This is a genomic window from Natronosalvus amylolyticus, assembly GCF_024298845.1.
In the GTDB taxonomy this organism is placed as follows: Archaea; Halobacteriota; Halobacteria; order Halobacteriales; family Natrialbaceae; genus Natronosalvus; species Natronosalvus amylolyticus.
In genome coordinates this window covers 2,576,384-2,590,977 of sequence record NZ_CP101156.1, presented here as the reverse complement: position 1 = coordinate 2,590,977, position 14,594 = coordinate 2,576,384, and the positions used below count along the sequence as shown (strand labels likewise).

The 14,594-nt window shown below is 63.0% G+C and carries 12 protein-coding genes; 5 read left to right on the top strand and 7 right to left on the bottom strand.

Features of this window, described 5'->3' with window-relative positions; genetic code table 11:
• Window positions 1-74: 74 nt before the first annotated feature.
• Window positions 75-683, top strand: coding sequence for an ArsR family transcriptional regulator (locus tag NLK60_RS12070; protein ID WP_254808027.1), 609 nt, complete (start codon window positions 75-77; stop codon window positions 681-683).
• Window positions 684-709: 26 nt separating this feature from the next.
• Here NLK60_RS12070 and NLK60_RS12065 read toward each other — a convergent pair whose 3' ends face one another.
• Window positions 710-1,072, bottom strand: a complete 363-nt coding sequence (locus tag NLK60_RS12065; RefSeq protein WP_254808026.1) for a hypothetical protein — start codon at window positions 1,070-1,072, stop codon at window positions 710-712.
• 25 nt (window positions 1,073-1,097) lie between these two features.
• A complete protein-coding gene (locus NLK60_RS12060; protein ID WP_254808025.1) occupies window positions 1,098-2,867 on the bottom strand; it encodes an L-lactate permease in 1,770 nt (589 codons plus the stop codon).
• A 681-nt stretch (window positions 2,868-3,548) separates the two neighbouring features.
• On the opposite strand from NLK60_RS12060, the gene NLK60_RS12055 reads away from it, so the two are divergent.
• Both NLK60_RS12055 and NLK60_RS12050 read left to right on the top strand, forming a co-directional pair.
• On the top strand, window positions 3,549-4,100 hold the full coding sequence (locus NLK60_RS12055) for a LutC/YkgG family protein (RefSeq protein ID WP_254808024.1): 552 nt from the start codon (window positions 3,549-3,551) through the stop codon (window positions 4,098-4,100).
• Window positions 4,093-6,318, top strand: coding sequence for an LUD domain-containing protein (locus NLK60_RS12050; RefSeq protein ID WP_254808023.1), 2,226 nt, complete (start codon window positions 4,093-4,095; stop codon window positions 6,316-6,318). The genes NLK60_RS12055 and NLK60_RS12050 overlap by 8 nt, the downstream gene beginning before the upstream one ends.
• A gap of 133 nt (window positions 6,319-6,451) precedes the next feature.
• Here NLK60_RS12050 and NLK60_RS12045 read toward each other — a convergent pair whose 3' ends face one another.
• Window positions 6,452-8,596 (bottom strand): 4Fe-4S dicluster domain-containing protein, encoded by a 2,145-nt coding sequence (locus NLK60_RS12045; protein ID WP_254808022.1) that lies wholly within the window; start codon window positions 8,594-8,596, stop codon window positions 6,452-6,454.
• A gap of 164 nt (window positions 8,597-8,760) precedes the next feature.
• Between NLK60_RS12045 and NLK60_RS12040 the strand changes: the two genes are divergently transcribed.
• Entirely contained in the window at window positions 8,761-9,351 is a 591-nt protein-coding gene (locus NLK60_RS12040; RefSeq protein WP_254808021.1) for a conditioned medium-induced protein 4, read from the top strand.
• 68 nt (window positions 9,352-9,419) lie between these two features.
• On the top strand, window positions 9,420-10,253 hold the full coding sequence (locus NLK60_RS12035; protein ID WP_254808020.1) for a hypothetical protein: 834 nt from the start codon (window positions 9,420-9,422) through the stop codon (window positions 10,251-10,253).
• Between the two features lie 96 nt (window positions 10,254-10,349).
• Here NLK60_RS12035 and NLK60_RS12030 read toward each other — a convergent pair whose 3' ends face one another.
• From NLK60_RS12030 to NLK60_RS12015, 4 genes are all read right to left on the bottom strand, one after another.
• The gene (locus tag NLK60_RS12030) at window positions 10,350-10,946 is read right to left on the bottom strand and encodes an L-threonylcarbamoyladenylate synthase (protein WP_254808019.1); all 597 of its coding nucleotides are present in this window, start codon (window positions 10,944-10,946) and stop codon (window positions 10,350-10,352) included.
• 97 nt (window positions 10,947-11,043) lie between these two features.
• Window positions 11,044-12,576: an FAD-dependent oxidoreductase gene (locus tag NLK60_RS12025; protein ID WP_254808018.1), complete on the bottom strand. Its 1,533-nt coding sequence runs from the start codon at window positions 12,574-12,576 to the stop codon at window positions 11,044-11,046.
• Window positions 12,577-12,652: 76 nt separating this feature from the next.
• Window positions 12,653-13,534, bottom strand: a complete 882-nt coding sequence (locus NLK60_RS12020; RefSeq protein ID WP_254808017.1) for a TIGR01548 family HAD-type hydrolase — start codon at window positions 13,532-13,534, stop codon at window positions 12,653-12,655.
• A 345-nt stretch (window positions 13,535-13,879) separates the two neighbouring features.
• Window positions 13,880-14,491, bottom strand: coding sequence for a metalloprotease family protein (locus NLK60_RS12015; RefSeq protein ID WP_254808016.1), 612 nt, complete (start codon window positions 14,489-14,491; stop codon window positions 13,880-13,882).
• Window positions 14,492-14,594 lie beyond the last annotated feature (103 nt).

Here is a 14,594-nt window from a genome sequence, read left to right as displayed (position 1 = left end):
GTTCTCGACCTGACACACCGATCCTTCACAGACGAGTGTAAAGGACTATACGGTGCTTTGCACTGCCATAGACTATGGCGAACGATCGTGAGCGAAACAGCCACGGCCAGTACACGGATCGCATCCCGCCGGAGGCCGCCCTCGAGGCGTTCGACGAGCGGGATGATCTCGGCCGCCCACTCACCGCGGACGACGTCATGGACCACCTGGAGTGTTCGCGCCGGACCGCACACAACAAGCTCACCGACCTCGTCGACGAGGGCGTTCTCGAGACGCGCAAAATCGGCGCACGGGGTCGCGTCTGGTGGGTACCGATCGAAACGGAACCGGAGGAGCGAACGGCGACGGGACGAGAGACGAGAGAGCCGACCGAACGGACACCACCGGCCGTACAGCAGGCGATTCGGGACGTCGACCTCCCCGGTTCGGGATCGGCACTCGAGGCCCGACGGGAGGCCTTGCTCGCGTCCTATCAGTACCTCATCGAACACCCAAGCGCAAAGAAATCGGACTTCCTCGAGAACGTGTATCCGGACAACCCGGCGGCGTTCGAGACCGACGAAGGCTGGTGGAACGCGATACAGCCAGCGCTGAAGGAGTTGCCCGGCGTCGACCCGCCCGAAGAACGCGGGCACATCTGGAACTTCCTCGGCAGCGATCGGTTCACGCCGACGCTCGGGTGACGCCAGCGGGGTTGCAGGGCCCACACTCACAGGTTCGGACAGCCCCCCACGGACGGTTCCCCCTCGGCCGCGGCCGAGCCACAATCTCCTGATGTGTTCGTGTCGCCCACTCCCTCGAGAGCGTCGGTAACGGGCTCGAGCGAAAGTTCGATACGTTCGACGTAGACACGTTCACGTCCGATCCGTTCCGGACGAGTACGTACACGGCCGATCGTGGCGTTCGAGCCGACGACCATGGACGAGTGCCTCGAGCACCTCGAAGCCATCTGTGACCGGATTGGCGTCAGCAACGAGGGCGCTGTAGCGACGGCTGGCACGCCCTCGTCACTGCGGTCACAGGCGATGTGGTCTTCGATCGGTATGTAAATGCCCAGATTGTCAGTCGTCATTGGATCGAAACGCGCCCTTCGGACCTCAGAACAGGCCCGGGAAGAGGACGTAGCTGAACAGTGTCACGACGATTCCGACGCCGACTGCGTAGTACAGCAGCGGGATCAGGTTCAACCGCATCACGCGACCTTCCTGGCCGACGAGACCGACCGTGGCGAGTGCGGCGACGACGTTGTGGATCGCGACGAGGTTACCGATAGCCCCGCCAACGGCCTGCGCACCCACGATAATTTGCGTGGGCAAGCCGAGCTGGCTCGCGGCTTCGAACTGGAATCCGCCGAACGTGATGTTCGAGACGGTGTTCGAACCGGCCATTGCTGCTCCGAGTGCACCGATGAGTGCGGCGATGAACGGATACGCTGGGCCGGCGGCGTCGGCGGTCGCCTGTGCGAGGACGAAGATCATGCTCTCGGTCCCCTCGGCGTGGGCACCGGACTGGAGCATCACCTGCACCATCGCAATGACGAACACGAGCGCGATCAGCGGCGCGACGAGTTTCTCGACCGTTTCGTTCCAGGCTGCACGAACTTGCGTTCCGTCCATATTGTAGAGCGGAATCGCGATCAGCGCACAGATGACGAGCCAGAAGCCGGGAACGTAGACCCAGCTAATGCCGCCACTGAGGGTGGTGCCGAAGATGTTCGGCCAAGAGGTGTCGAACAGGAGCGAAAACTGGCCAATTCCAATTAGTTCCTCCTGCAGGAGTTCCGGCAGCGGATCGAGCACGCGCGTGACGACCAGCAAGACGACCAGCAGGATGTACGGCGTCCAGGCACGGAGCAAGGACAGTTCCTGGGCAGGACCCCCGTCAGCAACTGCTGGCCCGTCGCCCGTTCCCGACTCTACGCTCGCGTTGTTCGTCTGTCCGGGTTCGATCGTACCAACCCAGTGATCCGGCCACTCCTCCTGGTCCGGGAAGTCCCACTCCTCGTCCGGAACGAAGTAGCCAGCTTTCAGGGCTCCGACGACGATAGCCCCGCCGACCATCGCGCCCATGAGGGCAGGGAACTCCGCGCTGATCTGTGCAGATAGCCAGTAGGGAATCACGAACGCGATTCCGGAGAACAGCGCCAGGGGCGCAACGTCCCACGCCGGCTGGAGACTGCGCTCATCCGGGTCGCCAAAGAAGTAGACGACCATCCCCACCGCGAACAGCGGCATGACAAAGCCGATGAGGGCGTGGTAGGTCGCCGCCCAGACTGCGACCTCGACCGAGTAATCCTGCACGGTGAATCCGGCGTCGGTAATCGCCTGATTCGTGGCCGCCGTATCCGCAAGCGGGTTCTCGATTCCGATAATGATCGGCGTCCCGACCGCGCCGTAGGTAACGGCGATAATGTGGCCGATCAACGCGGCAATCACCGCGGCCAGTGCCGGGAATCCAAGCGCCAACAACAGCGGGGCGACGACCGCGGCGGGTGTCCCGAAGCCGGCCGCTCCCTCGATGAACGTTGCGAGGAAGAAGCCGACCAGAATCACCTGCACGCGGCGGTCGTCGCTGATCTTCGCGAATCCTTCGTTAATCCGGTCGAAGGCACCCGCCTGCATCAACGTATACAGTAACAACAGCGCACCGAAGACGATCCAGAGGATCTGTATCGCCGTCATGACGCCGACTATGGACGCCGCCGCGATCCATTCGACGGGCATCCCCCAGACGAAAAAGCCGACCAGGACCGCTACAATCCACGCAAGCGGCATTGCCCGCGTCGCAGGCCAGAGGAAGCCGACCAGCAGAACGCCAGCGAGAAGCAGTGGCGTCGCTGCGAGCAACAACTCGAGTGTACTAACCATGTCTTTCACCTCGTCGTGACCCGCTCAGGGTGCCCAACGAGTGACCGGTGCCGATGCCATGTGGAATCAACGGTGGCATGGGTCGAGAATTATCAAACGTGTATATATAATTGTCGACCGTTTGTATTTTCTATCCGCTCGAACGACACGTTCGACTTCCACGAAGGATTATCACAGGCAGGAATTCTCGAGATAAACCTAAATCAACGGATTACCCCACGATACGGCCACTCACACCGGAGTATAGCATGCTGTCTGACTGGTGATGGGTCCAGTGCACTCGTGTATTCTGGACTACTGCACGGGGTTTTGGTTCCTGCTCGACGAAGATCGCTGGCGCCCAAGCCGCACCACCGACAGCAAGGCACAGGAAACTGACCGAGATCGTTCCCAGTGCAGACGTATTTACAGGGAGTACAGTCGTAGATACTGGCCAGTATCTTCGTGTGAACTGGTGTCCGGGTCTGGTGCGCGGTTCCAAACGACGGGATTCAACGAGACGGTTCTGAACGAAAACTCGATATCGGCCGTACAGTCGGTTCCGCAGGCGGCGCAGCGGCGTCTCTCCGAACAGTTCCTCGAGTGGAAACACTGTTTCTCGATTGCCGAACCGTGTCGGACCTCGGTTTTCGCATGTGAACGAACAGAACAGGTAAATAGAGACGGTCGTAGCATCGGACCATGAGCGTCGAGACAGCCACGGATAGAGGTCGGTTCGAGGCCGCACTCGAGAACCTCGAAGTTCCCGTGACGGCGACCGACCCGGCCACGTTCGACAGTACCCTCGAGTCCATCGTCGACCAGCCAGTTGTGGGAACACCGCTCCCGTTCGAAGGCGTGTCGCTCCCCGACTGGGTGGACCAGGAACCGACACCAGCAACCCTCGAAACGGCGACAACGGGAGTTACTGCCGCCTCGTTCGCCATTGCCGACTACGGCAGCGTCGTCCTGCCTTCGACGCCCGAAGGCGCAGAGCAGGTGAGCCTCTTTTGTGATCTCCACGTACCCGTGCTCCGGGCGTCCGATATCGTCCCGGACATGCCGAGCGCAATCGAGCGCCTCGGGCCGACCCTTCGAAACGGCGCGAGCGCGATCATCGCAACCGGCCCGAGCGCGACCGCGGACATGGGCGCGCTCGTCAAAGGCGCACACGGGCCGAAAGACGTCCACGTCGTCGTCCTCGAGGACGACGGAGCGCTCGAACGTGAGGAGATGGGTGAGGACGATGAGTAAAACCGACCGTGAGACGAAAGCCGACCACATTCGCCACCTTCTCGAGACCGAAGGTCCCGCCGTCGAGGCGAACACCCTGGGGTTCAATCAGGGACGATACGACTCGGTCGCGGACCTCGAGGACTACGAGCGGTTGAAAGACGAGGCGCGGACGATCAAAGAAGGGGCGATCGAGCGCCTCCCAGAACTGATCGACGCGGTAACCGAGACCGTCGAGGAAAACGGCGGGACGGTCTATCTGGCCGAAGACGCCGCCGACGCCAACCGCTACATCAGTGAGATCGCGAGCGAGAACGACGCCGAACGACTCGTCAAGTCGAAGTCGATGACCAGCGAGGAACTCGAGGTCAACGAAGCGCTCGAGCGCGACGGTGTCGACGTCGTCGAAACCGATCTCGGCGAGTGGGTCTTACAGGTCGCCGAGGAAGCTCCCTCCCACATCGTCGCGCCGGCGATTCACAAATCTCGTGAAGAGATAGCCCGCCTGTTCAACAGTCAGTTCGACCCGGCCGAACCCCTCGAGACGGCCGAGGAACTCACGATGTTCGCCCGCGATCGACTGGGCGAACAGATCGCTGGAGCCGATATCGGCATGACAGGGGCGAACTTCATTACGGCCGACTCGGGGTCGCTCATGCTCGTGACGAGTGAAGGGAACGCCCGGAAGACGGCCGTCGTGCCCGATACACATATCGCCGTCGCTGGCGTCGAGAAAATCGTTCCCACCGTCGAGGACCTGGCACCGTTTATCGAACTGATCGGGCGGTCCGGTACTGGGCAGGATATCACCTCGTACGTCTCGCTTTTGACGCCACCAGTCGATTCCCCGATCGTCGACCCCGACGACCCCGAGACGCCGTTTGCCGATCGCGACGACGGCCGCGAGTTCCACCTCGTGTTGATCGACAACGGCCGCATGGCCATGCGCGAGGACGACCAACTTCGGGAGACGCTGTACTGCATCCGGTGTTCGGCGTGTGCCAACACCTGCGGGAACTTCCAGTCCGTCGGCGGCCACGCCTTCGGCGGTGAGACCTACACCGGCGGCATCGCCACGGGCTGGGAAGCCGGCGTTCACGGCTACGATTCGGCCGCCGAGTTCAACGACCTCTGTACCGGCTGTTCACGGTGTGTCGAAGCCTGCCCCGTGAAAATCGATATCCCCTGGATCAACACCGTCGTTCGCGACCGGCTCAACCGCGACGGGGAGGCCAGCCGATTCGACTTCCTCTACGACGAGCTCGTCCCCGACGAGGAAGCAACGGGAACCATCGACCGGCAAAAACGGCTGTTCGGGAACTACGAGACGCTGGCGAAACTCGGCTCGGCGACCGCACCCTTCTCGAACTGGGTCGGTGGTCTCGAGCCCGTTCGCTCGCTCGTCGACCGATTCGTCGGCATCGACAGCCGACGACCCCTGCCCTCGTTCCAGCGCGAGACGCTCGTCGACTGGTTCGACGCTCGCGGCCCCCGAGTTTCGGCAGCTGACGCCGACCGGGAGGTCGTCCTCTACCCCGACACCTACACCAATTACGTCGACGTCGAGCGGGGGAAAGCAGCGGTCCGCGTCCTCGAGTCCCTCTCGGTCCACGTCAAGATTCCGCCGGTCCCCGGCAGCGGTCGTGCCCCGCTCTCCCAGGGTATGATCGACACCGCCGACGCGAAAGCCAGCCGCGTGTACGCTGGCCTGGCCGAGCACATCGACGCTGACCGGGACGTCGTCGTCATCGAGCCGAGCGACCTCGCGATGTTCCGTGGCGAATACGAGAAACTGCTCCCCGAACGCTCGTTCGAAAGGCTTCGGGACAGCAGCTACGAGATCCTCGAGTACGTCTACGGCTGCCTCGAGAACGGAGCCGACCCGGCGGCCCTTCGGACGGACGGACCGCCTATCGCTTATCACGCTCACTGCCAACAGCGGACCCTCGGTCTCGACCGGTACACACGTGCGGTCTTCGACGACCTCGGATACGACGTCCTCGAGAGCGACGTCGAGTGCTGTGGCATGGCCGGCAGTTTCGGCTATAAATCACAGTACTACGAACTGAGCATGGACGTCGGTGACCGACTCGCCGAGCAGTTCAGCACCCCCGAGGCACACGACCGCGTCGTGGTGGCCAGTGGCACCTCCTGTGAGGATCAACTCGAAGATCTGCTCGCTCGAGAAGCCACACATCCGGTGGAGGTACTGGATCCGAACACGCGACTTCCCCGCTGAAGGCCCTCGAGACGAACTCGCGGCTCCCCAGGTAAAAGCAGACGTCCCGGAAAGAGATCTGGCAACGAAAAACGAGCTTCCAGCGTCGAAAAAGGATCTGTTCGAGACCAGCCGTCTACTCGGGGATCGCCGTCTATTCGAGGCCGGCCGTCTCCTTCTTGCCGAGCGCCTCGACGATGAGTTCGGCGATGTCGACGATTTCGATGTCGTCCTCGAAATCACCCGTCTTGCGACCGTCTTCGTACATCGTCATACACATCGGGCAGGCGACGACGAACTTTTCGACCGAAGCGCCGGCGTCGGTGTCCTCGAGTGCCTCCCGAAGCCGTTCTTCGCTGGGTTTGGGCTCCTCCTCGAAGTCCATCCAGAGCCCGCCACCACCGCCACCACAACAGAACGAGTCGGCACGGTTGCGCGGCATTTCGTACAGCTCACAGCCGGTGACTTTCACGAGTTCACGCGGTGCCTCGTACTCGTCGTTGTACCGACCGAGGTGACATGGGTCATGGTAGGTGACGGTGTACTCGAGTTCGGTACCCGAGAGTGCCAACTTGCCGTCCTGGACCAGTTCCTCGACGGCCTGGGTCCAGTGGAGGACCTCGACCTCGTCGTCGGCGTTCCAGTACTCGTCGTACTCGAAGGGCATCATCGGGTCGTCGGCGAACTCCTCGAAATCGACCTCCGGATACTCGTTTTTGAACGTGTTGTAGCTGTGTGGGTCCGTACAGACGATCTTCTCGAACTCACAGGCCTCGAACGATTCGACGTGGTGGCCCGCCAACTCGAGGTAGAGGAACTCCTCGCCGATCCGGCGGATGTCGTTGCCGTCGTACTTCTCGTCCTCGAAGAGGATACCGAAGGTGACGTCGGCCTCGTCGAGGATGGTCGCGAGCGAGCGCGCAACCTGCTTGTTTCGCTCGTCGTAACTCGGGTAGTCACCGACGTACCAGAGATAGTCGACTTCCTCTTCGCGGGCGTCGGCGACCTCGACGTCGACGTCTTCGGTCCAATCGGCGCGGTTGCGCGGGGAGTCACCGAACGTGTTGCCGTTTTGCATCACGTTCTGGAAGACGTCCTGCATGTTCGAGTCGACGTCACCCTGGTCGACCATCTGGCGGTTGAGTCGGGTGAACGAGTTCAGGTGCTCGATTTCGACTGGACAGGCGTCCATACAGGCCATACAGGCCATACAGGACTCCATGGTTTCCGTGTGAATCACGCCGCCACCGTCGGCGACCAGCGGTTTGGGTTCCTCTCCGGCATCCAGTCCCTCACGGTACGTTTTCAGGTCGAGGATAACGTCACGCGGATCGAGCGGCCGTTTCGACGCCTTCGCTGGGCAGACCGACGAACACCGACCACACTTCGTACAGGCGTCCTGGTCGAGCATCTCCTTCCAGGTGAAGTCGTCGATGGATTCGGCGTTCGTCGCGTCCAGATCAGCCGGAATGCCTGGCAGTCGCGCACCGGCCTTCTCGTCACGGGTGACGACGTTGGCGAACGACGAGAGCATGTGGAACGGTTTCGCGTAGGGAATCCAGGCGATGAAAAACAGCGCGAACAGCGAGTGTGACCACCACGCCCACCAGTGCATCGAGTCCGCGAGCGACTCGCTCATACCCATGGGCTCGAGCGCCACGAGCGCCATCGCAATCCCGTAGCCGACGAAACTCACGACCTCGAACTCGGGCATTCCGGTCGCGTAAATCCGGATCCCCTCGAGAGCGAAGCCGCCGACGCCGAGGATGAACAGCAGCCAGATGAACAGGTTGTCCTCGAACGAAGTGTGTCGTCCCCAGAGTCGCTGGTTACGAACCCAGTAGCGCCGATACATCGCCATGCCGATACCCACGACGAACAACAGCCCCATCGCGTCGACCATGAACTGGTAGGCCAGATAGAAATCACCGTACCAGAACGAGGCGTCCATGACGATGCCGTAGGCGTATTCGTCGAACGCGAGAATCGAGGTCGCGATGAACAGCGAGAGAAAGCCCCAGAAAATAAACGAGTGCATCAATCCGCCGTACAGGTCGCGATTGAACTGCTTCTCGTTCGTCAGCACGATTTTGGCGGCGCTCACCACGCGTCCGGGGAGCTCGTCGACGCGGGGGAACGAATCCTCGTCACCCTCCGTGTAACGGGCGAACCGCGCGTACAGACCGTACAGGAAAACCAGGATGGCGACGGCAGCGAGGAAGTAAAATAGGACCTTCTCCACCGAGGAGATGCCGTAGTACGTTTCCCGCGTCACCTCCGTCTGGACTGGATTTATCATGTTCTATGTCGGGGAAGGTGATCACTTAACTCTTGTCACACCACGCAATATCGACCCCTGCGCAGTCACGCAAGAATTTATATGTGGTTGAAAGTTTATCGTAACAGTCAGGCATCGATGGCTGGCAACAGAATTAAATACTCACCCACCGCCAGTGTGCAGTCATGAACGAAAAAACCGCGGAGCTTCGAGATATCTTCACCAGTGTCACCGACGGCGAGGATACCGTCACGGAATCACAGGAGGACACACGAGGGTCCCTCGAGAAAGACGAACGCACGGTCGAACAGCGTTTGAAGACCGTCGTCGGCCAAATGCAAGAGCGCTACGGCTTCGAGACCCCGCTGTCGGAGGACGAACTCCTGACCGTCGCGAAAGGGTACTACGACGACAAAAGCGACGGGGAACTCGCCGACGACCTCGAGGTCGACGAAACCGTCGTCTTCGAGGCCCGCGTCGAGTTGCACCTGGTCGACGACGAGGACGCCGAGACCGTCGACCTCGTGGCGATTCGTGACCGTGAAGAAGACGACGCGACGCTGGCCGCCGAGTACGACGTCGACGAGGCGACCATCCGCCGGGCTCGGCAGGTTGCTGCCGGGAAAGCCGAATCGCGAGCAGCCAACGATCGCTACCGCGACGAGTTCGACAGCATCCTCGGCGACTCTGAACTCTCCGCGCGAATGGCCAGTGACGTTCGCGAGGATGGCCTCGAGGACGCCACCGAAGGGATGGAGACGGACGTCTCGCTGTAGGACCCACAGAACGCACGAAAACCGGACCGAGGTCGATTTTTATATACCATGGTGCGGCCAGAGCGCCCATGGCACTCGTTCCGTTCAGCGATCTCCGGATGGCGACCTACTGCCCCCGGAAGCTGTACTACGCCCGGCAGGAAGACGACCGGGAGCCACCGCCACACGTCGGCGATATCCGAAACCTGGCGTTTCGATACGACGCCCTCCTCGCCATGAGCGACAGCGCGCTCGAGGCCGAACCCATCGGACTCGAGCCAGCAGCCTACCGCGCCAGATTGGCGCGGGCGCGCGACCGACTCCGGTGCTGGTGTGACGACCGGGGGGACCGTACGGAAACCGCCGACTCGAGTGGTGAAAACACGGAGGGAACCGGACACGCTCGAGACAGCGGCCAGGCTACGCACGCCAGCCACGGCGGCCAGGCTACTCACGCCAGCGACGCTACCGCCGCAACCACCCATGCACGCGATCGCTGGGCAGCCCTCTGTGCACCCGCCGAAACCGACCTGCTGGTGACCGGCCGCGAGTGCCGGGGTGTCGTCCACAAACTCGTGACCGACCCGCTCGAGCCGGTGCTCGTCGCCACCGGGAAGCCACCGAAAAACGGTGTCTGGAAGCCCCAACAAGTTCACGCCGTCGCTGCGGCCAAGGCCGTCGCCTGGGAGTTCGAAGAACCAGTGGGCGGGACCTGGCTCGAGTATCCAGCGTACGGCGTGATTCGGCACGTCCCGATGACGACCCGACGCAGAGCAGCCTATCGCCGGTCGATCCGAACGATCGCCGACCTCGACGGGCCGCCAGCACGGCTCAAGAATCGGGACAAATGCGAGCCCTGCGAGTACGTCGACCGATGTGGCGTCAGAACGCGGAGCCTGCGGTCGTTGCTCGGCTTTGGGTGATTATAGTGGCCAGTGAAACAATGTGCACACCGACCGCGACACCCGCTTGCGAGCGGGGTGCACTGACGTTCACTGGCTACTATAGCTGAGCCGCCATCAGCGAACCTGTTCCTCGAGCCAGTGTTCGATTTCGTCGGCCATCGCCCCGCGCCGAACGACCGTGGCCGACTCCACGTCGACGACCGTGCTTTCGGTCCCTGGCGTCTCTCCATCGTCGAGCACGACCGCGACGGCGTCGCGAACGCTCGCGTCCAGGTCCCCGACTCGTGTAACAGAGCCATGCCCGCTACGGTTTGCACTGGTCGCCGTGATGGGCGTGCCGGCCCGTTCACAGAGTCTGAGTGCAACTGGCTGGTCAGGGATGCGAACGCCGACGCGGTCGCGGCCAGCCGTCAGTTCCTCGGGAACCGCCTCACGTCGGCGACAGAGCACCGTTACGGGGCCGGGAAGGAATCGCGCCATGAACTGTCGTTCGGCCGAGCTCGCTCGGACGTACTCGAGGGCCGCCGGCACCGACGGGACCGCAAACGAAAGCGGATTCGTTCGGTCGCGGCCTTTGATCTCGAAGACCCGTTCGATGGCCTCGGGGTCGAGGGCGTCGGCCCCCAGCCCGTAGACGGTTTCGGTCGGATAGACGACGGCGTCGCCGTCCTGTATCGCTTCGGCCGCTCGCGCGAGGTCCCGTGCTTCCATACTCGGCGGGAAGTCGGACCCTCGACGGCAAAAACGTACCGCGTTCGGTCACCAGGCGGGCAAGCGGTCGTTCACGGATACTCACCCCTAAACAGGTTCACTCGAGCGAGCGCGGCGGGAGATCGGTTCCAGCAGGCCCCTCGATCACCGTTCCGTCTGGGGTGAATCGGGAGCCGTGGCAGGGACAGTCCCAAGAGCATTCGGCGTCGTTCCAGGCCAGCAGGGCATGGCAGTGGGGACACCGCCCCGAGACCGTGTGCAGGTCGCCCACGTCGTCTCGAGCGACGGCGACCGGTGAGATTCCCCGGCGACGAATCCGGCCCTCACCTGGGCGAATCGGCCGCTCGTCTCGCTCGAACAGCGTCCGAAGCCAGTCGGTCGCAAACTGGCTCGCCGCGTCGGCGTTCTCGGCCGCTGCTTTCGGCGCAGACGCGATCGGCGTGAATCGGGTCGGGTCGAACAACTCGAGTTCGGATGGTCGCTCGCGGCCCAACGACCGTGCCAGCAATTGGCCGGCCACCGTCCCCATTGTCAGCCCCCAGCCGCTAAAGCCGGTCGCGACGTGGACGTTCGGCGTGGCCGGGCCAACGGGGCCGATGAACGGCAGTCCGTCGACGGAGACGTAGTCCTGTGCCGCCCAGCGAAACGCGATCCACTCGAGCGGGAAGTGAGTTCGTGTCCAACGCTCGAGGCGACGATACCGGTCGGCAATCGACCCGCCCTGGCCAGTCTTGTGGCGCTCGCCGCCGACGAAGACGAGTGGTCCGTGTGCGTCGTGGGACGTGCGGACGAATCGGCCGTCGTCGTGATGGTAATACGTGCCCCTGGGCGGGTCGCCATCGAGGCGAATGCCGAGAACGAGCGAGCGTCGCGGGTACAGTCGTGTCGTGTACCCGGCCCGATCGAGGAGGGGAAAGCCAGTGGCGAGGACGACGTGGTCGGCCGAAACGGTTCCCTCGTCCGTTTCGACAGTCGGGTCGGTACCGGGATGGACGTCGGTCACGCGAGAGCGTTCGAAGACGGCCGCCCGTCCGTCGTCGTGCAGTGTCTCGGCGATCCCGAGGAGGTATCGCTGTGGGTGGAAGACGGCCTGCTCGTCGAAGCGAATTGCCGCACTGGCTCGTTCGAACGGCGGGACAGACCGGACGAGAGAGGCCGAGAGCCCCGCCGATCGAGCCGCCTCGAGTTCCCGTTGAAACGGGTTCGGGTCGTCGCCGTAGCAGTAGGCTGGCCGGCGTTCGAATCCGGCATCGATAGACAGCGACTCGAGACGAGTCTCGACGGTATCGATAGCAGCCTCGGCGAGCGTGGCATACGTTGTGGCCGCCTCGGAGCCGAACCGACGTTCCAGATTTGCATAACACAGCCCGTGCTGGCTGGTGAGGACGCCGGCAGATTTTCCCGTCGTCCCCGACCCCACGCGATCACGCTCGAGGACGACGACCGAGAGCCCGCGCTCGAGGCACTCGATAGCCGTCGATAGCCCGGTGATCCCCGCCCCCACGATACAGACGTCGGCCGACACGCGCCCTTCGAGTCTGGGATAGTGTCCCTCGAAGGTGCTTGCCAGCCACGGGGAAACAGGGTCGCCAGGCAGGTCGTCGGTATGGCGGATGAACGACCCGGACATAGCTCGAGATTGGGTCGGAGCGACAAAAAAGGACGCGGGCTCCAGTGGTCAGCACGGTAACCGCGGGCTTCAGTGGTCAGTACGGTAGCTCGAGGACGTCCGGCAACTCGTTGATCAACTCGAGGACCGCACTCGCACCGGCCTCCTCGAACAGTTCTCGCCCCGATCCCCCGGTCAAGCCACCGGTAAGGACCCCGACGCCGTGATAGGTTCGCTCGTCGTCGGCCGCCTCGGCGTTGACCGCCGTCTGGACGTCGTCGAGCGTGTCCCCAACGAAGACGACCGACTCGGCGTCGAAGCGCTCACCGAGCGTCGTCAGGGCGCGAGGGTGTGGTTTGCCTTCGGCCCAGTCGTCCATCGTGAACCGGTGTTCGAGCGGAATCTCGAGGCCGACGCGAGCGAGCGCGATTTCGGCTTCGGCCGCCGGTCGTCCGGTGACGATTCCGACGTCGTAACGCTCGAGGAGCGCCTCGCGCGTCTCATCCTCCAGCAGGACGGGTTCGGCCTCGATGTATCCGGCCCCTTCCAGTTCGGCGTCCGGGTCGGCGTCCTCGAGGACGGCGTACCGCTCACTCCCGAGGTACAGTTGCTGGAAGACGTCGCGAAGCCGCTCGGTGTCCCACTTGCCGCGAACCCGCTGAGTGGCCTGCCCGCCGAGTTCGTCCATGACGACCGACTCCGCCGCCTCGAGTCCGCCGCCTTCGGCCGCGATGGCATCGGTGAACGCCTCGAGCGAGCGATCGAAGCCCTCGCCGGCGGCCAACACGTAGAGCGCCCCGGCGTAGGTGAGTTCCCAGTCGTTGTTGAACCCGCCAGCGTTTTTGAACAGTTGGATGTCTTCGCGGCGGATGGTCCGGCCGTAGACGTATTCGATCGAGTCGACGATTGCGCGACGATAGGAGTCGGCCACGTCGACGAGCACGCCGTCGATGTCGAGGACGACCGCATCTGCGTTCATACGCGAGCCCTGGGGGGCCGTCGGTATGGGCGTATCGACTCGCGTGGAACCTCGAGTACCAACCACGGAGATTCCTCGAGCCCACTCGAGGGGGTCGCGGGACGAGAGGTGGGAGTGGATTAGGCGTGGGTGCTGGGGCGAGAGGTGGGAGTGGATTAGGCGTGGGTGCTGGGGCGAGAGGTGGGAGTGGATTAGGCGTGGGTGCTGGGGCGAGAGGTGGGAGTGGATTAGGCGTGGGTGCTGGGGCGAGAGGTGGGAGTGGATTAGGCGTGGGTGCTGGGGCGAGAGGTGGGAGCGGGGTAGGCGTGGATGGTGGGACGAGAGTCGGCGAACGAAGAACGAAAATCAAACGAGCGTCACGACACCGACGAACGCGCCGACGGCCAGCGCCGCCGCGTAAAAGACGTGCAGATACGCCCACGAGAGCAGGTTGACGAGATAGATCAGGAACACGAACGGGAGCCCGGCGAGGACGAGGGGGGCCGACCGCCACTCGCCTCGAGTGCGTGTCCAGAGCGTGTTCGCGTCACCCGTACTCGGGAACGCCTGCAATCCGATGACGAAGCCGAGCCAGGCGAGAACCACGAGTCCGGCCTGCGTTTCGAGTGGAGCGTCGATAACACCCTCGAGGAGGACGCGCTCGAACTCGAGCGGGCCGAGCGTTCCGAGCAGGTGCCAAAAGCCCGTGAACAACACCAGCGCGAGGATGGTGTTGACGAAAAACGGCGCGACGCTGATCAGAAACGAGGTTCGGTACGTCGAGGGCTCCTGGTGTCTGACGTAGCCGGCAGGGTCCCCGAACCGGAAGTACGACACGTCGACGACGGGAACGCCCGTCAGGTCACAGACCACTTTGTGGGCGAACTCGTGGACGACGACACCCGGCGCAGTGAGCAAACTCGAGAGATGGCCCATAGCCGGACTCTCGAGGGAGGCGTTGTAAGCGTATTCGTTCACGAGAAGGTTCGAAGAGGTAGACAGTACGGTGACATGACATGGACAGTACAGTTGAATGATGTGAATAGTACAGTTGCGTGACGTGACCAGGGTGACCGCGTGA

Coding starts and splice junctions, on each gene's coding strand:
- NLK60_RS12045 (WP_254808022.1), bottom strand. CDS start 8,596: ATGATAAATCCAGTCCAGACGGAGGTGACGCGGGAAACGTACTACGGC.
- NLK60_RS12070 (WP_254808027.1), top strand. CDS start 75: ATGGCGAACGATCGTGAGCGAAACAGCCACGGCCAGTACACGGATCGC.
- NLK60_RS12055 (WP_254808024.1), top strand. CDS start 3,549: ATGAGCGTCGAGACAGCCACGGATAGAGGTCGGTTCGAGGCCGCACTC.
- NLK60_RS12030 (WP_254808019.1), bottom strand. CDS start 10,946: ATGGAAGCACGGGACCTCGCGCGAGCGGCCGAAGCGATACAGGACGGC.
- NLK60_RS12020 (WP_254808017.1), bottom strand. CDS start 13,534: ATGAACGCAGATGCGGTCGTCCTCGACATCGACGGCGTGCTCGTCGAC.
- NLK60_RS12035 (WP_254808020.1), top strand. CDS start 9,420: ATGGCACTCGTTCCGTTCAGCGATCTCCGGATGGCGACCTACTGCCCC.
- NLK60_RS12040 (WP_254808021.1), top strand. CDS start 8,761: ATGAACGAAAAAACCGCGGAGCTTCGAGATATCTTCACCAGTGTCACC.
- NLK60_RS12025 (WP_254808018.1), bottom strand. CDS start 12,576: ATGTCCGGGTCGTTCATCCGCCATACCGACGACCTGCCTGGCGACCCT.
- NLK60_RS12050 (WP_254808023.1), top strand. CDS start 4,093: ATGAGTAAAACCGACCGTGAGACGAAAGCCGACCACATTCGCCACCTT.
- NLK60_RS12060 (WP_254808025.1), bottom strand. CDS start 2,867: ATGGTTAGTACACTCGAGTTGTTGCTCGCAGCGACGCCACTGCTTCTC.
- NLK60_RS12065 (WP_254808026.1), bottom strand. CDS start 1,072: ATGACGACTGACAATCTGGGCATTTACATACCGATCGAAGACCACATC.